Source organism: Streptomyces cyaneofuscatus, assembly GCF_000718135.1.
GTDB lineage: Bacteria > Actinomycetota > Actinomycetes > Streptomycetales > Streptomycetaceae > Streptomyces > Streptomyces cyaneofuscatus.
Genome location: NZ_JOEM01000002.1, coordinates 202,449 through 221,515 on the forward strand (window position 1 = coordinate 202,449; position 19,067 = coordinate 221,515).

Sequence of the window (19,067 nt, forward strand, 5' to 3'; positions counted from 1 at the left end):
GACAAGGCATCACCGGTTAATTCCCGGCGTCGCCCGTATGGAGAACAGGCTGCCGCGCCTCGCGCGGACCCCGCTGCGGGATCGTCGCGCGCCCGCCACGCGCCTGTCACGTGCGGCAATGTCCGGGCAACACGCCCCCGTGAGACGGCCGTCCACCATGCGGTCAACGGTTTGACCGGGTTACGCCGTTCCGGCTACGTTGCGCGCCATGCAGCGATCCGCACACCTGACGACGCGAGGTCATGTCGACCTGAAGCGCGTGTGCTCCGCGGCGTGTCACCGGGTCTGAACGCACCGAGCCCCTGAGCGACCGCAGCCGGAGCCCCTCCGGCGTGCGCACGCGGGGCGACCGTTCCACGGGAGATGCCTCACCCCCCCCGGGCCGCAATGCCCTTGCCGCACCGACGGGTTGAGGTCCAGGGCTCCGTCCGGGAGCCGCCCCGCACGGCCCGCTGCCATCGAGGACCTGGAAGACACCGTGAAGCGTCTGACCGCGCCCGCCCGCCGCCCCGCCCCGCTGCGCCGCTCCGACATCCCCGCCGGACCCGGGCCCGCCCGCCGGGCCTCCGGCACCGGCTCCGTGCTGAGCGCGATCCTCGACCACGGGCCGGTCGCCCGCTCACCGTCGCCCGCCTCACCGGGCTCTCCCCGGCGGCGGTGACCGGCCACGTCGGCCACCTGCTGGCCCGCGGGCTGGTCCGGGAGAGCGCGGAGACCACCGGGCCCAAGGGGCTCGGCCGCCCCCACATACCCGTCGAGATCGACACGGGCCGCTACCTCGTCGCCGGGGCCCACGTGGCCGTCGCGCACTCCACCGTCTCGCTCATGGACCTGCGCGGCCGGATCGTCGCCGAGGACCGGCAGCCGCACGCGGTCGGCGCGAGCGGCCCGTACGCCACCGTCCCCGGCCGCTCCCCGCGCGGGCTCTCCAGCGGGCCCGCCCTCCTGCGCGACCTCGCCGACCGGCTGCCCCGGCTGATCGAGGCCCACGCGGCGGGGCGGACCGTGCTCGCCCTCGGCTTCGCCACCGGGCACCGGGTGGATCCCGCCGCCGGCGTGGTCGTCGACCACCCGCACCTGGGGTGGCGGGACGTCCCGGTGCGCGCGATCCTCGAATCCGCCACCGGGCTGCCCGTCCATGTGGACAGCCACTCCCGCGCGCTGGCCCGCGCCGAGCAGCTGTTCGGCGAGGCGTCGACCCGGGCCAGCACGGTCCTGCTCTTCGTCGGCGCGGTGGTGGACGCGGCGTTCGCCAGCTCGGGAGCCATGCACCTGGGCCCCCGCTCCGGGGCGGGCAGCGTGGCCCATCTGCCCCTGGGCTCGGGCGGATCGGGCGGCGCCGAACCGTGCTCGTGCGGCCGGACCGGGTGCCTCCAGTCCGAGGTGTCCGAGCGGGCCATGGTGCGCCGGGCCGCCGAACAGGGCCTGATCGTCGGCTCGTTCACCGAACTCCTCGACCGGGCGCTGGCCGGTGACGCACGGGCCCTCGCGCTGTTCCGGCGCCGGGCCCGGCTGGTGGGCCGGGGAGCGGCGCTGCTGCTGGACATGTTCGACCCGGAGGTCCTCGTCGTGGTCGAGCCGGGGGCCGGCCGGATCCCGGAGTGTCTGGCCGATCTGCGGGCGGAGGTGGCCGAGCGGTCCTGGGTCTGCGAGGACCCCGAACGGGCCGTGGTGCCGAGCAGCTTCACCGGATCGGTGCTGGCCACGGCGGGCGGCGCGGTCGCGCTCGGCGCGCTCTACACAGACCCGCTGGGCCCGTGGCCCGCGCTGCCCGCGGTCTCCTGACCGGGAGGCCGAGCAGCCGCGTACGGCCGGCGGGGAATCCGACTTAATTCAGAAAGTTGCATTGTTGACCGGCCCGCCGGCCGAACGGGAAGATGGATCCATGACCAGCCGCCAGCGTATTCAGCAGAGCATGCCCCGCACGGCATGCCGCTGTCGCACGGCTGCGCCGGTGAGGGAATTCTCCCGGCCCTTCCGTTGTCGCCCCTGTCCGGGTTCCCGATAACACTCCGCTGATTCACGGGTGTTCCCCGCGGCCTGCCGTATCCGGCCGCGTGTTCTTTGGCGCCCGTTTTCCCTTTCTGTGCCGCCGCTCCACCGCCGCGCGCCCTTTTCCGCCTTTCCACTCCGGGAGAGATGTTGACCGTCACCGTTTCCTCGTATGCCGCCGGATACGCCCCGGACCGTTTCAAGCAGGTGTTCCGCCGATACCCGGCAGGCGTGGTCGTCGTCACCGCCGACTCCGGCCACGGCCCCGTCGGATTCACCGCCACCTCACTCACCTCGCTCTCCCTCGACCCGCCGCTCGTCTCCTACGGGATCGGCACCACCTCCTCCTCCTGGCCCCATGTCGAACGGGCCGCCTCCACCGTCGTCAACTTCCTCGGCGCCGACCAGGAAGCCCTCGCCCGCACCTTCGCGACCAGCGGTATCGACCGGTTCGCCGCCCCGACCTCGTGGCGGCGGCTGCCCGAGGGGGAGCCGGTGCTCGACGGGGCGGCCGGCTGGCTGCGGCTGGAGACCGAACAGATCGTGCCCGCCGGTGACCACCGGATCGTCATCGCCCGGGTCACCGACTCCTGGCTCGACGAGGGCCGCAGCCCGCTGCTCTTCCACAACGGCACCTACCACTCCCTCTGAGCACAGGAATACCTCTCATGCCTCGTCACCTGACCGACGACCGGTCCGCCGCCACGCGAGCCCTGGGCCGCAGGTCCTTTCTCGCCCTCGCCACCGGAACGGTTCTGAGCCTCGCCGCCTGCTCCCCGCAGGTGAAGACGGCCGCCAGTTCCGAGCCCACCGGAAAGCTCCCCTCGGGGGATCCGCCGCCGGGAACGAAACTGACCGTCGCGGTACGCCAGACCCGGCTCCAGCTCGAACCCGCCGGGCTGAAGAAGGACCTCGCCTTCACCGTCTCCGAATGGCCGAACCTGAGCGCGGGCCCCGATATCATCCAGGGATTCCGGGCCCAATCCATCGACCTCGCCTCCAATGCGGGAATTCCGCCGATCCAGGCCAAGGCCATCGGCGTCAAGACGAAGATCGTCGCGGTCCAGGTGCGCCCGCTGCCCCTCTACACCTTCGCCACCGCCCCGGGCTCCCGCATCACCGCCGTGGAGGACTTCCGGGGCAAGAAGATCGGCTTCTCCCAGGGGCAGGCCCAGGGCGTCGTCGTCCTGCGCGCCCTGAAGGCGGCCGGGCTGAAGAACAGCGACGTCGAACTGGTCGCCCTGCCCAGCACCCAGTTCCTCACCGCCCTGCAGTCCAAGCAGGTCGACGTGGCACCGCTGGGCGAACCGGCCCTCACCAAGTACCTCGGCCAGTACGCCAAGGACGGCGCCACCGCCGTCAAGACCGACGTCGTGGACCTGCTCACCGTCCTGTGGGCCCCGGTGGAGGTGCTCGACGACCCGGCGAAGGCCGCCGCCGTCGCCAACTTCATCCCGCTGTGGGCCAAGGGCCTGGTCTGGGCGTGGGAGAACACCGACGAGTGGATCGACACCTACTACGTGAAGAGCGAGGGCGTCTCCGTCGCCGACGGCAAGCGCATCGTCTCCTCCCTCAACAAGCCGCAGTTCCCTGTGGACTGGGACAAGGCGATCGCGTGGGAGCAGGAGACCGCCGACCTGATGGCCGAGGGCGGCTTCGTACCGAAGCAGGACGTCACCGACCTGTTCGACCGCCGCTTCGAGGGCCTGGCGGCCAGGTCCGTTCCGGCCGAGTACCGGGAGACCTCATGACCGACCTGCTGCCCACGGCCCGCACCGGCGGGCCCGCCGTCCTCACCAAGGGCTCGGCGCCCCCGGCGGCCCCGCCCCAGGAGCCCGGCCCGCCCGTCGCCCGGGGGACCCGGCGGCGGCTCGGCCCCGGCCGGCCGCTGCCCTTCGGCCGGCTCATCGGCCCCGTCCTCCTCATCGCCGCGTGGTGGGCGGCCTCCGCCTCCGGCTACCTGGACCCGCGCATCCTGTCCGGGCCCGGCAGCGTCATCTCCACCGCCTCCGACCTGGTCGCCACCGGCCGCCTCCAGGACAACGTCCTCATCTCCCTCCAGCGAGCGGGGCTCGGCCTCTTCTTCGGCGTCGTCAGCGGGGTCGTCCTCGCCGTCGCTGCCGGACTGAGCCGCAGCGGCGAGTACCTGATCGACGGCCCGCTCCAGATCAAGCGGGCGATCCCCTCGCTCGCCATGCTGCCGCTGCTGATCCTCTGGCTCGGCATCGGCGAGGAGATGAAGGCGACCGTCATCGCCCTCGGCGTCGCGGTCAGCATGTACATCAACACCTTCGCCTTCCTGACCTCCATCGACAACCGGTACGTGGAGCTCGCCGAGGGACTCGACCTGAGCCGCGCCCAGTTCATCCGCAAGGTCGTCGTCCCCGGCTCGCTGCCCGGCTTCTTCGTCGGCCTCCGCCTGGGCGTCACCTCGTCCTGGGTCGGACTGATCGTCGTCGAGCAGATCAACGCCACCAGCGGCATCGGCTACATGATGTTCCAGGCCCAGCAGTACGCCCAGTCCGACGTGATCATCGTGGGCCTGGTGGCTTACGGCATCTTCGGCTTCGCCTCGGACGCGGCCGTACGCGCCATCGAGAGGAAGGCCCTGTCATGGCGACGCACCCTGGCGGGCTGATCACCGAGGTCCGGCCCGCGGTCCGGACGAAGCAACTGGTACGGAAGTTCGGCGACCGGATCATCCTGAAGGAGCTCGACCTCACCATCGCCCCGGGGGAGTTCACCGCCCTTCTCGGCCGCAGCGGCTCGGGCAAGTCGACCCTGCTGCGGGCCGTCGCCCGCCTCGACCACACGGTCGAGGGCTCCGGTGAACTCACCGTCCCCGAACGGGTGTCGCTCTCCTTCCAGGACTCCCGGCTGCTGCCCTGGCTCCGGGTCCTGGACAACGTGATCCTCGGACTGCGCGGCCCCGGCGCCCGGGAACGCGGCCTCACCGCCCTGGAGGAGGTGGGCCTCGCCGGCCGCGACCGCTCCTGGCCGCACGAGCTCTCCGGCGGCGAACAGCAGCGCGCCGCCCTCGCCCGCGCCCTGGTCCGCGAGCCCGAACTCCTGCTGGCCGACGAACCGTTCGGCGCCCTCGACGCGCTGACCCGGATCAAGATGCACGGCCTGCTGCGCGAATTGTACGAACGCCACCGCCCCGCGGTGCTCCTGGTCACCCACGACGTCGACGAGGCCGTCGAGCTCGCCGACCGGGTCCTGGTCCTGGAGGAGGGGCTGATCTCCGTCGACCTCGCCATCGACCTGCCGACGCCGCGCTCCCGGCGCGACGCCCGCTTCCAGGAGTACCGGGACACCCTGCTCACGGCCCTCGGCGTCACGCAGCCGCCGCCGACGGCCTGAACGCAGCCTGTATCGACGACGGCCTGGACACAGCCCCTGCCGACGACGGCCTGAGCCACCCATCGCGTGCCCACCCCGCACCCTTCTGGAGACACCCATGCCCTCCGCCGAGCCCCGCAAGCCGCTCCACCTCAACGCCTTCCTCATGTCCACCGGCCACCACGAAGCGTCCTGGCGGCTCCCCGAGAGCCCCGCCGAGGCGGGCTCCGACATCGAGCACTACAAGAACCTCGCCCGGATCGCCGAACGCGGCCGCCTGGACTCCCTCTTCCTCGCCGACAGCCCCGTCCTCATGGGCGACCCCGGCCGCCGCCCGGCCGCCAAGCTGGAGCCCACCGTCCTGCTCACCGCGCTGGCCGGGGCCACCGAGCACATCGGGCTCATCGCCACCGCCTCCACCAGCTACAACGAGCCCTACAACCTGGCCCGCCGGTTCGCCTCCCTGGACCATGTCTCCGGCGGCCGGGCCGGCTGGAACATCGTCACCACCGCCGGGGCCGATGCCGCCCGCAACTTCGGCCTGGACGACACCCCGCTGCACCACGAGCGCTACCGCCGCGCCGCCGAGTTCGTCGAGGTCTCCACCAAGCTCTGGGACAGCTGGGCCGACGACGCCGTCGTCGCCGACAAGGAGGGCGGCGTCCACGCGCTGGCCGAACGGGTCCGGGCCATCGACCACCGCGGCGAGTTCTTCCGCGTCGACGGACCCCTCAACGTCCAGCGCCCGCCCCAGGGTTACCCCCTCCTCGTGCAGGCCGGATCCAGCGAGGACGGCAAGGACTTCGCCGCCCGGTACGCCGAGGCCGTCTTCACCGCCCAGCAGACCTTGGAGGAGGGCATCGCCTTCTACAAGGACGTCAAGGCACGGGCCGTCGCGCTCGGCCGCGACCCCGAGGGCATCAAGATCCTGCCCGGCATCGTCCCCGTCATCGGCGACACCGAGGCCGAGGCCCACGAGCTGGACGCCGAGCTGGACCGCCTGATCGTCCCCGAGTACGCCAAGCGCCAGCTCGCCCTGCGCCTCAAGATCGCCCCGGAGGACCTGGACCTGGACGCCGAACTCCCCGAGGACATCCCGACCGAGGACGAGATCGAGGGTGCCAAGAGCCGCTACACCCTCATCGTGGAGCTGGCCCGCCGCGAGCACCTGACCGTACGCCAGCTCATCGGGCGGCTCGGCGGCGGACGCGGCCACCGCACCTTCGCCGGCACCGCCGAGCAGGTCGCCGACACCATCGAGCACTGGTACGACAGCGGGGCCGCCGACGGGTTCAACATCATGCCCGCCGTGCTCCCCTCGGGCCTTGAGGTCTTCGTCGACCGGGTCGTGCCGATCCTCCAGGAGCGCGGCCTCTTCCGCACCGAGTACACCGGCACCACCCTGCGCGAGCACTACGGCCTGCCGCGCCCCGCCAACCAGCTGTTCGACACGGTCGCCCCCCGCGCCGACCTGGCCACGACGGGAGCCCGGTGACCGACTGTACGACGCGCGGCGGTGCCGGTCCCCTCCAGCAGAAGCCGGGGACCGGCACCGCACAGCCGCCCGACGCAGCTCCCCCCGCACCCGGCTGGGCCCGGCGCCTCCTCGCCTACTGCCTGCGCCACCGCACCGACCTGTTCCTCGCCTTCGGCGCCGCACTCGTCGCCGCCCTCGCCACCGCCACCCTGCCCCTGGTCCTGCGCCATGTCGTGGACGGCGTGGCGGGCTCCACCACCTCCTCCCTCACCCCCTGGATCGGCCTGTTCGCCGCGCTCGGCGCCGTACGCTTCGCCGCCAGCTTCACCCGCCGCTACCGCTCCGGGCGGCTCTCCCTCGGCGTCCAGTACGACCTGCGCAACGACGCCTTCGCCGCCCTCCTGCGGCTCGGCGGCGCCCAGCAGGACGGGCTGCGCACCGGACAGGTGGTGAGCCGGTCCATCTCCGACATCACCCTCATCCAGACCCTGCTCCAGTTCCTGCCGAACCTCACGGGCAACGTCCTGATGTTCGTCATCTCGCTGGTGTTCATGGCCTGGCTCTCCCCCCTGCTGACCGTCGTGGCGCTGATCGTCGGGCCGCTGCTCTACGCCATCGCCCTGCGCAGCCGCCGCGACCTCATCCCCGCCAACTGGCACGCCCAGCAGGAGGCCGCCGAGGTCGCCTCCACCGTCGAGGCGAACGTCACCGGGGTCAGGGTCGTCAAGGGCTTCGGCCAGGAGAGCCGCGAGCTGACGGGCCTGGAGGAGCGCGCCCGTACGCTGTTCGCCTCCCGGCTGCGCGTCGTCCGCTTCACCAGCCGCTACAACCCGGCGCTCCAGGCGGTCCCCGCCCTCGGGCAGGTCGCCGTCCTGGCGCTGGGCGGCTGGATGGCCCTGCACGGCCGGATCTCGCTCGGCACGTTCCTCGCCTTCACCACCTACCTGGGCTCCTTCGTCACCCCCGTACGGCAGGTCGCCACCCTGCTCACCGTCTGGCAGCAGGCCAGGGCCGGCGCCGAACGGGTCCTGGAGGTCGTCGACGAGGCCCCCGTCATCACCGACGCGCCGGACGCCCGCGATCTGCCCGACGACCCCGGGCACCCGCCCGCCCTCGCCTGGCGGGACGTCACCTTCGCGTACGGGGACGAGGCACCGCTCCTGGACGGCTTCACGCTCGACGTCCGCCCCGGCGAGACCGTCGCCCTGATCGGCTCGGCCGGCTCGGGCAAGTCCACCGCCGCCGCCCTGCTGCCCCGGTTCTACGACGTACCGTCCGGGTCGGTCACCGTCGACGGCACCGACGTGCGCCAACTCTCCCTCGCCTCGCTCCGCTCCCGGATCGGCTACGTCTTCGAGGAGAGCCTGCTGCTCTCCGACACCGTGCGCGCCAACATCGCCTACGGAGCACCGGACGCCACCGACGAACAGATCCGCGAGGCCGCCAGGATCGCCCGCGCCGACGAGTTCATCGAACGCCTCCCGAAGGGGTACGACACCGTCGTCGGGGAACAGGGCCTCACCCTCTCCGGCGGCCAGCGCCAGCGCATCTCCCTGGCCCGGGCGCTGGCCGCCGACCCGGCCGTCCTCGTCCTGGACGACGCCACCTCCGCCATCGACGCCCAGGTGGAGGCCCAGATCCACGCCCGGCTGCACGAGGCGACCCGTCGCCGTACGACGCTGATCGTCGCGCACCGCCGCTCCACCCTGGAACTGACCGACCGGATCGCGGTGTTGGACAGCGGCCGGATCACCGACACCGGAACCCTGGACGAACTCCGTTCCCGTTCGCCCCTGTTCCGTACGCTGCTGTCGACGGCCGAGCCCACGGCGTCCGAACCCGTGCCGGAGGCCCCGGCGGGCGGGGTGACCGAGGCGCTGTGGCTCCGCGACGAGGCGGCGGGGGCGGACACCGAGGAGGGCACCGCCGTCCGCGCCGCCCAGGCCCTGGCCGAGGCCGCCGCCACCTCCGGTCCCGGCCGCGGCGGACCCGGCGGCGGGGTGCTCGGCTCGGCCCCGCCCAGCGCGGAGCTGATCGCCGGCCTCGCCCGCCTCCCGCTGCCCGCCGCCGATCCGAAGGTGACCACCGCCCAAGCGGTCGCCGCCGACCGGGAGTTTCACCTCGGCACCCTGCTGCGGCCCTTCCGTGTCCCGCTCCTCCTCGGGCTGCTGCTCGTCGCCCTGGACGCGGCCGCGCAGATCGCCGTCCCCGTCCTCGTCCGCCACGGGGTGGACCACGGCGTCGCCCGGCAGGCCGGGGGAGTCCTCCTGGCAGCGGCCGCCGTCGCCGGGCTGGTCACCGCCCTGAACTGGCTGATCGGGGTGGCCCAGGTCCGCACCACCGGACGCACCGGCGAACGGCTCCTCTACACCCTCCGGGTGAAGACCTTCGCCCAGCTCCAGCGGCTCGGCCTGGACTACTACGAGCGGGAGCTCGGCGGCCGGATCATGACCCGGATGACCACGGACGTGGACGCCCTCTCCACCTTCCTCCAGACCGGCCTGATCACCGCCGTCGTCAGCCTCCTGACCGTCCTCGGCGTCCTGGTCACGCTGCTGGTCATCGACGCGGGCCTCGCCGTCGTCCTGCTCGTCGCCCTCCCCGTCCTGATCGCCGCGACCGCCCTCTTCCGCCACTACTCCGTCCCCGCCTACCGGGAGGCCAGGGAGCGCGTCAGCGCGGTCAACGCCTGCCTCCAGGAGAACGTCACCGCCATCCGGGTCACCCAGGCGTTCCGCCGCGAGCAGCACAACGCCCGCGACTTCGCCCAACTGGCCTGGGGATTCCGGGACTCACGGCTGCGCGCCCAGCGGTACATGGGCACGTTCTTCCCGTTCGTGGAGTTCCTCGGCACCCTCTCGACCGCCGCCGTCCTGGTCGTCGGCGCGGTCCAGGTGCGCTCCGGCGAGCTGAGCGCAGGCACACTGATCGCCTTCCTCCTCTATGTGGAGCTGTTCTTCTCCCCGATCCAGCAGCTGTCGCAGGTCTTCGACGGCTACCAGCAGGCGGTGATCGGCCTCGGCCGCCTCCGCTCGCTGATGCGCACCCCGGCGGGAACGCCCCCGGCCGAACAGCCGCTCATCATCGAGAAGTTGCGCGGCGAGGTCGAGTTCGACCAGGTGTCCTTCGGTTACGCGGGTGGCGGCGGCCAGGAGGTCCTGCACGGGCTCCGGCTCCGCATCGCCCCCGGCGAGACCGTGGCCCTGGTCGGCGCGACCGGCGCGGGCAAGTCCACCGTCGTCAAACTGCTGGCCCGCTTCTACGATCCGACCGCCGGCACGGTCCGCGTCGACGGCCACGACCTGCGCGATCTCGACCTGGCCGGCTACCGGCGCCGCCTCGGCCTGGTCCCCCAGGAGCCCCATCTCTTCAGCGGCACCGTCCGGGACGCCATCGCCTACGGGCGCCCCGACGCCACCGACGCCGAGGTGGAGAGCGCGGCCCGGGCGGTGGGCGCGCACGAGATGATCGCCGGGCTCCGGCTCGGCTACCTCCAGCAGGTGGGGGAGCGGGGCCGCAACCTGTCCGCCGGACAGCGCCAGCTCCTCGCCCTGGCCCGGGCCGAACTCGTCGACCCGGACGTGCTGTTGCTCGACGAGGCCACCGCCTCGCTCGACCTGGCCACCGAACGCCGGGTCGCCGCCGCGACGGAGGCCCTGTGCCGCCGCCGTACGACCGTGGTCGTCGCCCACCGGCTGACCACCGCCGCCCGTGCGGACCGGGTGGTCGTCCTCGACGCCGGAGCCGTCGTCGAGAGCGGAAGCCACACCGAACTCCTCGCGGCGCGGGGCCCGTACCACCGCCTCTGGGAGGCCTTCCGGCAGACGCCGCAGGACCTCGTTTACACCCCCACCAGTGAACTCGTCAAGGAGAGTGCCCGATGACCGAATACCGCAACCTCGGCCGCACCGGCGTCCAGGTCAGCCCCCTCGCGCTGGGCACCATGATGTTCGGCGCCCGGGGCAACACCGATCACGGTGACAGCATCCGGATCATCCACCACGCCCTGGACTCCGGCATCAACTTCGTCGACACCGCCGACGTCTACTCGCAGGGTGAGTCGGAGACCATCGTCGGCAAGGCGCTCGCGGGCGGCCGGCGCGACAACGTGGTGCTGGCCACCAAGTTCCACGGCCGGCTGGGCGACGATCCCAACGAGTTCGGCAACAGCCGCCGTTGGATCATCCGCGAGGTGGAGAACAGCCTGCGCCGGCTCGGCACGGACTGGATCGACCTCTACCAGGTCCACCGCCCCGAGCCCGACACCGACTTCGACGAGACGCTCGGCGCCCTGACCGACCTGGTCGGCCAGGGCAAGATCCGCTACATCGGCACCTCCACCTTCGAGCCCTCCGCGATCGTGGAAGGCCAGTGGATCGCCGAGCGCCGGGGCCGCGAACGCGTCGTCGCCGAGCAGCCCCCGTACTCGCTGCTCGCCCGGGGCATCGAGCGCGAGGTGCTGCCGGTGGCGCAGCGGTACGGGCTCGGCGTGCTGTCCTGGAGCCCGCTGGCCGGCGGCTGGCTGACCGGCCGCTACCGCAAGGGTGGCGAGCAGCCGGCCTCCAGCCGCGCCGAGCGCCAGGCGGCCCGCTTCGACATCACCGCGCCCGAGAACGCGGCCAAGCTGGAGGCCGCCGACGCGCTGGCGGTCCTGGCGGAGGAGGCGGGCCTCACCCTCGTCCAGCTCGCCCTGGCCTTCGTGCTGGAGCACCCGGCCGTCACCTCGGCGATCATCGGGCCGCGCACCTTCGAGCAGTTGGAGAGCCAGCTCGGCGCCGACAAGGTGAGGCTGAGCCGGGACGTCCTCGACCGGATCGACGAGATCGTTCCGCCCGGCATCAACTTGTCGGCGCGTGACGGCGGTTACGTGCCTCCGGCCCTCAACGACGCGTCGCTGCGTCGCCGTTCGGTTTGACCGCCGAGGAGGGCGGTCGGGGTCACTGGCGGATGCGCTCGCGGATCCAGACCCCGGCCTCCTTCAGGACCCCGGTCCCCGTCCAGTTGGAGCCGTTGCAGGTGCCGGTCTTGAAGACGGCACCGGAGCGGTGGTCGTCGGAGTAGTTCCAGTTGGTCCAGGAGATCTTCTTGCGCTTCATCAGGTCGAGGTAACGCTGCGACATCGCGAAGTCGTTGGCGCCCTCGCCCGCGTAGTTCTGCGTCCCGAACTCCGTGACGAAGACGGGCAGTTTGTCGGAGGCCCGGTCCAGGGCGCTCAGGTACGCCTCGCGGTGCGACGCCGCGTAGAAGTGGAAGGTGTACATGATGTTCGAGGCGCGGACCGGGTTGTTCACGACCTCCGACTCGTTCGAGCCCTCCGAGACCCCGAACGAGGACCAGGCGCGCGTCCCGACCAGGACCACCGCGTCCGGGTCCTGCGCCCGGATCACCGGGATGATCTGCTCGGAGTAGGACTTGATGGCCGACCAGCTCACCCCCGAGGGCTCGTTGGCGATCTCGTAGAGCACGCCCGGGTGGTCCTTGTACTTCTTCGCCATCGCGGTGAAGAAGGTCTTGGCCCGCGCGAGGTTCGCGTTCGGGTCGCCCGGGGTGAGCATGTGCCAGTCGATGACCGCGTACATGCCGCGTGCGTGCGCCGCGTCGATGAACTTCTGCGCCCGGGCGGTGAATCCGGCCGGATCGGTCTCGTACCCGCCCTCCTGTACGTAGGTGGAGACCCGCAGCACGTCGGCGCGCCAGTCGGTGGCCAGGGCGTTGAGCGACCCGTCGGTGACGCACTGGGCGTACCACTGGGTGCCGTGGGTGCTCATGCCGTTGAGGGCGACCGCCTGGCCGGAGGCGTTACAGAGCTGCCGGCCGCAGACGGAGAGCTGGCCGTTGGCCGCGAGCGGGGTGGCGGCGGTGGGGGCGGCGGGGGCCGGTGCGGCCCCCGCCCGGACGGGGGCTAGGAGTGCGGTGACCACGCCGAGTGCGGACGCGGCGAGCAGGGCCTTGCGGGTGAATCCGCGCCGGCCGTCCGTGGGGACGGGCTCGGTGGGGGAGGTGGTGCGCTGGTACATGGTGGTGCTCCCTTCGGGTGGGGGTGGGAGACGCCATGGCGGCAGCACTGAAAGTAAAGCTTCCTTCCAATTGCCGTCAACAGTGTTGGGAAACTTTCCTGTCTATTGCCGCACGCGAGTGAAGGGGCCCCGAAGAGCCCCTGGGCCTCGTGCTGTTGCTCAGCCCTGCGGCAGCGGGTACACCGCCAGCGAGAACGAGTGGCCCGCCGGATCCCCGTACACCCGGACATCGCGCGGACCGCTGTTGCTGTCACCGGTGTCGACGGGCCGGGCCCCGAGCGAGATCGCCTCGCGCTCGGCCTCGTCGATGTCGTCACGGCTCACCAGGATCCGCAGATGCGCCTGCTGGGAATCCTCCGGCCGGGGCCAGCTCGGCGGTGCGTAGCCGTGGTCCCGGCGGATCGCCAGCCGGACGCCGTCGTTGCCGACGATCTCCACGAAGTCGGGGTCGGAGCCGATCCGTATCTCGGCGTCGAGCAGACCGGCGTAGAACTCGGCCAGCTCCATGGGTTCGGCACAGTCAAGGACGAGGACGCTCGTTTTCTCCACAGTCATGCGGGAACAGGTACCCCCGGCCACCCCGGACACGCCGTGCACCGGATGTCCGGATGTCCGGATGAGGAAACCCCCGGCCCGATCTAAGGTGCGAACCATGGCAGAGAGCGCGGCGCGACCCGGCCCGGGCGGACGGGACGCCGCCCCCGACACCGGCCCCGACCCCCGGCGCTGGAGGGCCCTGGCGGTCTGTCTGGTGGCGGGGTTCATGACCCTGCTGGACGTCTCCATCGTCAATGTGGCCCTCCCGTCCATCAGGGAAGGGCTGAACACCCCCGAGTCCGACCTCCAGTGGGTGCTCTCCGGCTACGCCCTCGCCTTCGGCCTCTTCCTGATCCCCTCGGGCCGCCTCGGCGACGCGCGCGGCCGCCGGGCGGTCTTCATGGCCGGACTCGCCCTGTTCACCCTGGCCTCCGCCGCCTGCGGAGCCGCCCAGTCCAGCATGTGGCTGGTCATCGCCCGACTGGTCCAGGGCATCGCGGGCGGCCTGATCTCGCCGCAGATCTCCGCGCTGATCCAGCAGATGTTCTCCGGGCGCGAGCGCGGCCGCGCCTTCGGCATGTTCGGTACGGTCGTCGGGATCTCGACCGCCGTCGGCCCGCTGCTCGGCGGGCTGCTCATCCAGGCGGCGGGCCCCGACCACGGCTGGCGCTGGGTCTTCTACGTCAACCTCCCGCTCGGTGCCGTCTGCCTCCTGCTGGCCCACCGCCTCCTCCCCGACACGCCCTCCGCCGGCCGGGTCCGCCCGCGCGACCTGGACCCGGTCGGCGTCCTGCTCCTGGGCGCCGGGGTCCTCGCCCTGCTGCTGCCCTTCGTCCAGGCCCAGCAGTGGCCCGGCAACGGCAAGTGGCTCCTGGTCGTGCTCGCCGCCGCCCTGCTCGGCGCCTTCGTCGCCTGGGAGGCCCGGTGCGCGGGCGGGCCGACCCACCCGGTGCTGGACCTCTCGCTGTTCCGGCTGCGCTCCTACTGGCTGGGGTGCCTGCTGATCCTGCTCTACTTCGCCGGGTTCACCTCGATCTTCTTCGTCACGACCCTCTACCTCCAGTCGGGCCTGAACTACTCCGCGCTCCAGGCCGGACTCGCCATCACCCCCTTCGCCCTCGGGTCCGGGGTCGCGGCGTCGATCGGCGGCCGGCTCGTCGGGCGGTTCGGCCGCCCGCTGGTGGTGGCCGGGCTCACGATGGTCGCCCTCGGCCTCGCGGGCACCGCGCTCGCCGTCCACTGGGTCCCGGGCAGCGGCGCGGGCTGGGCGATGGCCGCACCCCTGCTCCTCGCCGGACTCGGCAGCGGTCTGGTGATCGCCCCGAACCAGACGCTGACCCTGGCCGAGGTCCCCGTACCCCGGGCCGGAAGCGCCGGAGGTACCCTCCAGACCGGGCAGCGGGTCGGCTCCGCGGTGGGGATCGCGGCCGTGGGCGCGGTGTTCTTCGCCCAGGTCGGCACGGCGGGCTGGGCCGACGCGTACGACCACGGCCTGATCGTCTCGGTCGCCTTCGTCCTGGCCGCACTGATCGTGGCGCTGGCCGATGTCGGAGCCGACCGGCGGGGCAGACGACGTGAACGGAAAGAACGCACCGATCCGACGAGGAGCGCGGCATGAGCGACACATCCGGCAAGAGCGCCGGGAGCGACGGCAACACCTCCTACGGCCACAAGCCGTTCAAGCGGTCCCGCAGCCACTTCGCCGACCGCATCACCGCCGACGGCCGCGACGGCTGGCCCGTCGAGCCGGGCCGCTACCGGCTCGTCGTCAGCCGGGCCTGCCCCTGGGCCAGCCGCGCCCTGGTCTCCCGGCGCCTCCTCGGCCTGGAGGACGCCCTCTCCCTCGCCGTCACCGACCCCATCCAGGACGACCGCAGCTGGCGCTTCACCCTCGACCCCGGCGACCAGGACCCGGTGCTCGGTATCCGCTACCTGAGCGAGGCGTACGACGCCCGGGAGCGCGACTACCCCGGCGGCGTCAGTGTGCCCGCGATCGTCGACGTACCGAGCGGGCAGCTGGTCACCAACGACTACCAGCAACTCACCCTGGACCTCGCCACCGAGTGGACCGCCCTGCACCGCCCCGGCGCCCCCGACCTCTACCCCGAGCCGCTGCGCGCGGAGATCGACGAGGTCATGGAGGGCATCTACCGGGACATCAACAACGGGGTCTACAAGGCGGGGTTCGCCAGCACCCAAGAGGATTACGCGGAAGCCTACAAGGCACTCTTCGCCCGCCTCGACCAGGTCTCCGCCCGCCTCGCCGACCGCCGCTACCTGGTCGGCGACACCATCACCGAGGCCGACATCCGGCTCTTCACCACCCTGGTCCGCTTCGACGCGGTCTACCACGGCCACTTCAAGTGCAACCGTACGAAGATCACCGAGGACCCCGTCCTGTGGGCGTACGTCCGCGACCTCTACCAGACCCCCGGGTTCGGGGACACGGTCGACTTCGACCACATCAAGCGCCACTACTATCAGGTGCACACGGGCATCAACCCGACCGGCATCGTCCCCCTCGGCCCCGACCTCTCCGGCTGGACCACCCCGCACCACCGCGAACAGCTCGGCGGCCGCCCGTTCGGTGACGGCACGCCGCCGGGACCCGTACGGGACGACGAGCGGGTCACACCGGTCGACCGGGTCTGAGTCCGCCTCAGCTCACCCGGGGCGGGGGCGGCGGCGGGGCGAGGGTGTCGGCGGCGAGCGGGGAGCGGGCCAGCACCACACAGCCCGTGGCGATCAGCCCCAGCCCGGCCAGCTCGGGCAGCAGCCACCAGCCGGTGCGCAGCTCCTCCTCGAAGAGCGTCACCCCGTACAGGATGCTGATCAGCGCGTCCCCGAGCGTCAGCATCGGCTGAACGGCCACCAGGCTGCCCGCGTGCAGGGCGTTCTGGAGCAGGAAGAGGGCTCCCACCCCGGCCGCGGCCGTCGCGTAGAGCTGCCAGGACGTCAGCAGCGCGACGGCTCCGCCGTCCGGGCCCAGGTGCGACATCGCGTCCTTCATCAGCGCCGCCGTCAGCGCGTAGCCGCAGGCGGCGGCCAGCCCCAGCAGGGCCGCCCGGGCGTTGCCGCGCACCCGCAGCGCGGCGACGATCAGCACCGTCTCGAACGCCCCGGTCAGCAGCAGTGTCGGGACCCAGTCAGCGCCCCGTACGGAGTCGGTGCCGTCGACCGGCGCGGCCGACGCGAGCCCGATGGCGAGGCCGACGGTCACCGCGGCGACGCCGTACCAGACCGTGCGCGGCGCCCGGACCCGCATCATCCAGCCGGCCAGCAGCAGGGTCGCGGGCAGCTCGATGACGAAGATCGGCTGCACCACCGAGATCGGCCCGGTCGCCAGGGCCACCGCCTGACAGACGGCGGCCACGATCACCAGGGCGATCCCGGCCAGCCACACCTTCTGGCGGATCAGATGGCCGATCAGGGAGAGGTGCAGCGCCTCGCTGTCGGGCACCTTCATCGCGGCCCGGCGCTGGAGCACCGAGGCGGAGCCGTTGCTCAGGGCGGTCAGGACGGCGAAGAGGACACTGATCACCGGTTCATCATGGGGCGGGCGGGGGAGGAGCGCGCGGGGCGTGGGGCCGGTGGGCGTAACGCCGTAACTCCCGGAGCCCGAGGTTGCGGACCGTACCTGTCCGCATGCGCCGCTACCGTACGGACCATGACCGCGAAGACGCAGCGCACCGCCGCTCACCCCGCCGTCCTCTCCACCCGGGCGCTGAACCGGGCGACCCTGGACCGCCAGCTCCTGCTGCGCCGGTCCACGATGTCCGCGAAGGACGCGGTGGCCCATCTCGTCGGGCTCCAGGCGCAGAACACCAAGCCGCCGTACTTCCAGCTCCACGCACGGCTGGCGGAGTTCGACCCGCGCGAGCTGTCCGCGGTGATGGAGTCCCGTGAGGTGGTCCGGATCGTCACCCTCCGCTCCACCCTCCACACCCATACGGCGGACGACGCCCTGACCCTGCGTCCGCTGGTGCAGGCGGCCCGCGACCGCGAGCTGAAGGCGTTCCGGCAGGGTCTGGCCGGGGTGGACCTGGCGCGGCTCGCCGCGGTGAGCAGGGAGTTGGTCGAGGAGCGCCCCCGCCCGGTCAAGGAGCTGCGCGAAGAGCTGCTGGCCCGCTGGCCGGAGGCCGACCCGCTCGCGCTCACGGTGGCCGCCCGGTGCCTGCTGCCGCTGGTCCAGGTCACCCCGCGCGGGCTGTGGGAGCGGAGCGGGCAGGTCGCCCTGACGACGGTGGAGCACTGGCTCGGCAGGCCCTCGGAGCCGGTCCCGGCACCGGACGCCACCGTCCTGCGCTACCTGAACGCCTTCGGCCCCGCCTCGGTCAAGGACATGCAGCGCTGGGCGGGGCTGACCCGGCTGCGGGAGGTCTTCGACCGGCTGCGGCCCCGGCTCCGCACCTTCCGCGACGAGAGGGGCACCGAGCTCTTCGACCTCCCCGACGCCCCGCGCCCCGACCCGGACACCCCGGCCCCGCCGCGCTTCCTGCCCGAGTTCGACAACGTGCTCCTCGGCCACGACGACCGCGCGCGGGTGATCGCCGAGGTGAACAAGGGCCGCAACGGGGTGGGCAACCAGTCGTACGGGACCGCGCTGGTCGACGGGTTCTTCGAGGCGATCTGGCGGGTCGAGAGGGACGGAGACGCGGCGACCCTGACCGTGCAGCCGCTGCGGACCCTGCGGCGGGATGAGCGGGACAGGATCACCGAGGAGGCGGTGGGGATGCTGTCGGTGATGACGGACGCGACCTCGTACGACGTACGGTTCGGCACGTTCCTGGACTTCGGGGAGTGACGGCCTGCACGTTCCTGGACTTCGGCGAGTGACGGCCTGCGGTTCTACGGCAGCAGCCCGGCCCGGCGCGCCGCCACCACCGCCTCCAGCCGGGTGTGCGCCCCCAGCTTGCGCATCGCCGAGCGCAGATACCCCTTCACCGTCTCGGGGCGCAGACCCAGTTGACGGGCGGCAGCCGCGTTCGTCGCGCCCGCCGCCACACACGCCACGACGTCGACCTCGCGCGGCGCGAGCCGCACCTCCATGGCCGCCGCCGGGGTGGCCCGGGCCCCGGACGCCGAGGCGAGGCGCCCGCAGACGGCCAGCAGCGCGTCGCGGAGCGCCGGGTCGGCCACTCTCGGTGCCAGCGCGCGCAGTTGCCGGTGGGCCTCGCGTACGTCCTCCCACGCGCCCGGAGCCGCGTCCGGACCGGCCGCCGCCTGCTCCTGGGTCAGGGCGAGCAGCTCCCGGACCTCGTCGCGGACCGCGAGCGCCTGCTCCACATCGCGGGCCGCCGCCACCGCCGCGTCGAAGGTCCGGTCCCCGAGGCTCACCGGCGTACGCAACGCCCCGTACAGCACGCCCCGCACCGTCCGCCGTACGACGACGGGGACCGCGACCACCGAGCGCAGCCCCTCCGCCGCCACCGCCGTGTCGTACTCGTGGCTGATGTGGCGCGAGACGGGGTAGTCCGTCACCGCGCAGGGCCGGGCGAGCGCGATGGCCTTGCCGCCGAGGCCGCTCCCGGCCGAGATGACCAGACCGCGCAGCGCGCCGGTCCGTGCCCCGTCCAGCTCTCCGATCCGCGCGTGGCGGGCATCGGACAGCAGGCCGCCGAACGCGACCGGCAGCCCGCTCGTGCGGCGCAGTCCCGCCAGCGCCGTCCGCATCTCGACCGCATCGACCGGTTCCGGCACTC

14 protein-coding genes and 1 pseudogene are annotated in these 19,067 nt (G+C 72.6%); 11 read left to right on the forward strand and 4 right to left on the reverse strand.

The annotated features are described in order from the left end of the window. Positions 1 to 478 precede the first annotated feature (478 nt). From IF17_RS01000000136155 to IF17_RS0104800, 8 genes and pseudogenes are all read left to right on the forward strand, one after another. A pseudogene (locus tag IF17_RS01000000136155) lies at positions 479 to 1,785 on the forward strand (ROK family protein). A gap of 354 nt (positions 1,786 to 2,139) precedes the next feature. Next, the gene (locus IF17_RS0104770; protein ID WP_030562449.1) at positions 2,140 to 2,643 is read left to right on the forward strand and encodes a flavin reductase family protein; all 504 of its coding nucleotides are present in this window, start codon (positions 2,140 to 2,142) and stop codon (positions 2,641 to 2,643) included. A 17-nt stretch (positions 2,644 to 2,660) separates the two neighbouring features. After that, on the forward strand, positions 2,661 to 3,743 hold the full coding sequence (locus tag IF17_RS0104775; RefSeq protein ID WP_030562450.1) for an ABC transporter substrate-binding protein: 1,083 nt from the start codon (positions 2,661 to 2,663) through the stop codon (positions 3,741 to 3,743). Further along, a complete protein-coding gene (locus IF17_RS0104780; RefSeq protein WP_030562451.1) occupies positions 3,740 to 4,630 on the forward strand; it encodes an ABC transporter permease in 891 nt (296 codons plus the stop codon). Before IF17_RS0104775 ends, IF17_RS0104780 begins: the two co-directional genes overlap by 4 nt. Continuing rightward, positions 4,606 to 5,355: an ABC transporter ATP-binding protein gene (locus IF17_RS0104785; RefSeq protein ID WP_030562453.1), complete on the forward strand. Its 750-nt coding sequence runs from the start codon at positions 4,606 to 4,608 to the stop codon at positions 5,353 to 5,355. The genes IF17_RS0104780 and IF17_RS0104785 overlap by 25 nt, the downstream gene beginning before the upstream one ends. A gap of 97 nt (positions 5,356 to 5,452) precedes the next feature. Then, positions 5,453 to 6,829, forward strand: a complete 1,377-nt coding sequence (locus IF17_RS0104790) for an LLM class flavin-dependent oxidoreductase (RefSeq protein ID WP_030562455.1) — start codon at positions 5,453 to 5,455, stop codon at positions 6,827 to 6,829. Further along, a complete protein-coding gene (locus IF17_RS0104795; RefSeq protein WP_030562457.1) occupies positions 6,826 to 10,695 on the forward strand; it encodes an ABC transporter ATP-binding protein in 3,870 nt (1,289 codons plus the stop codon). Before IF17_RS0104790 ends, IF17_RS0104795 begins: the two co-directional genes overlap by 4 nt. Next, positions 10,692 to 11,726: an aldo/keto reductase gene (locus IF17_RS0104800; RefSeq protein ID WP_030562459.1), complete on the forward strand. Its 1,035-nt coding sequence runs from the start codon at positions 10,692 to 10,694 to the stop codon at positions 11,724 to 11,726. Before IF17_RS0104795 ends, IF17_RS0104800 begins: the two co-directional genes overlap by 4 nt. A 22-nt stretch (positions 11,727 to 11,748) precedes the next feature. Here IF17_RS0104800 and IF17_RS0104805 read toward each other — a convergent pair whose 3' ends face one another. Both IF17_RS0104805 and IF17_RS0104810 read right to left on the reverse strand, forming a co-directional pair. Further along, positions 11,749 to 12,828: a glycoside hydrolase family 5 protein gene (locus tag IF17_RS0104805; RefSeq protein WP_030562460.1), complete on the reverse strand. Its 1,080-nt coding sequence runs from the start codon at positions 12,826 to 12,828 to the stop codon at positions 11,749 to 11,751. A 159-nt stretch (positions 12,829 to 12,987) separates the two neighbouring features. Continuing rightward, positions 12,988 to 13,383, reverse strand: a complete 396-nt coding sequence (locus tag IF17_RS0104810) for a VOC family protein (protein WP_030562461.1) — start codon at positions 13,381 to 13,383, stop codon at positions 12,988 to 12,990. Between the two features lie 97 nt (positions 13,384 to 13,480). Between IF17_RS0104810 and IF17_RS0104815 the strand changes: the two genes are divergently transcribed. Further along, positions 13,481 to 14,983, forward strand: a complete 1,503-nt coding sequence (locus IF17_RS0104815; protein ID WP_030562463.1) for an MFS transporter — start codon at positions 13,481 to 13,483, stop codon at positions 14,981 to 14,983. Continuing rightward, positions 14,980 to 16,017, forward strand: coding sequence for a glutathione S-transferase family protein (locus tag IF17_RS0104820; RefSeq protein ID WP_030562465.1), 1,038 nt, complete (start codon positions 14,980 to 14,982; stop codon positions 16,015 to 16,017). Before IF17_RS0104815 ends, IF17_RS0104820 begins: the two co-directional genes overlap by 4 nt. A 7-nt stretch (positions 16,018 to 16,024) precedes the next feature. On the opposite strand, the gene IF17_RS0104825 is transcribed toward IF17_RS0104820, so the two are convergent. Next, the gene (locus IF17_RS0104825; RefSeq protein ID WP_030562468.1) at positions 16,025 to 16,906 is read right to left on the reverse strand and encodes a DMT family transporter; all 882 of its coding nucleotides are present in this window, start codon (positions 16,904 to 16,906) and stop codon (positions 16,025 to 16,027) included. Between the two features lie 126 nt (positions 16,907 to 17,032). Between IF17_RS0104825 and IF17_RS0104830 the strand changes: the two genes are divergently transcribed. Next, on the forward strand, positions 17,033 to 18,169 hold the full coding sequence (locus IF17_RS0104830; protein WP_030562470.1) for a winged helix DNA-binding domain-containing protein: 1,137 nt from the start codon (positions 17,033 to 17,035) through the stop codon (positions 18,167 to 18,169). Between the two features lie 44 nt (positions 18,170 to 18,213). Here the strand turns inward: IF17_RS0104830 and IF17_RS0104835 are convergent, their stop codons facing one another. Next, the gene (locus IF17_RS0104835) at positions 18,214 to 19,065 is read right to left on the reverse strand and encodes a response regulator transcription factor (protein WP_030562472.1); all 852 of its coding nucleotides are present in this window, start codon (positions 19,063 to 19,065) and stop codon (positions 18,214 to 18,216) included. Positions 19,066 to 19,067: the final 2 nt, after the last annotated feature.

Excerpts from the sequence above, each read along its gene's own strand:
- IF17_RS0104770 (WP_030562449.1), top strand. The coding sequence starts at position 2,140 with ATGTTGACCGTCACCGTTTCCTCGTATGCCGCCGGATACGCCCCGGAC.
- IF17_RS0104785 (WP_030562453.1), top strand. The coding sequence starts at position 4,606 with ATGGCGACGCACCCTGGCGGGCTGATCACCGAGGTCCGGCCCGCGGTC.
- IF17_RS0104815 (WP_030562463.1), top strand. The coding sequence starts at position 13,481 with ATGGCAGAGAGCGCGGCGCGACCCGGCCCGGGCGGACGGGACGCCGCC.
- IF17_RS0104810 (WP_030562461.1), bottom strand. The coding sequence starts at position 13,383 with ATGACTGTGGAGAAAACGAGCGTCCTCGTCCTTGACTGTGCCGAACCC.
- IF17_RS0104780 (WP_030562451.1), top strand. The coding sequence starts at position 3,740 with ATGACCGACCTGCTGCCCACGGCCCGCACCGGCGGGCCCGCCGTCCTC.
- IF17_RS0104805 (WP_030562460.1), bottom strand. The coding sequence starts at position 12,828 with ATGTACCAGCGCACCACCTCCCCCACCGAGCCCGTCCCCACGGACGGC.
- IF17_RS0104820 (WP_030562465.1), top strand. The coding sequence starts at position 14,980 with ATGAGCGACACATCCGGCAAGAGCGCCGGGAGCGACGGCAACACCTCC.
- IF17_RS0104775 (WP_030562450.1), top strand. The coding sequence starts at position 2,661 with ATGCCTCGTCACCTGACCGACGACCGGTCCGCCGCCACGCGAGCCCTG.
- IF17_RS0104790 (WP_030562455.1), top strand. The coding sequence starts at position 5,453 with ATGCCCTCCGCCGAGCCCCGCAAGCCGCTCCACCTCAACGCCTTCCTC.
- IF17_RS0104800 (WP_030562459.1), top strand. The coding sequence starts at position 10,692 with ATGACCGAATACCGCAACCTCGGCCGCACCGGCGTCCAGGTCAGCCCC.
- IF17_RS0104830 (WP_030562470.1), top strand. The coding sequence starts at position 17,033 with ATGACCGCGAAGACGCAGCGCACCGCCGCTCACCCCGCCGTCCTCTCC.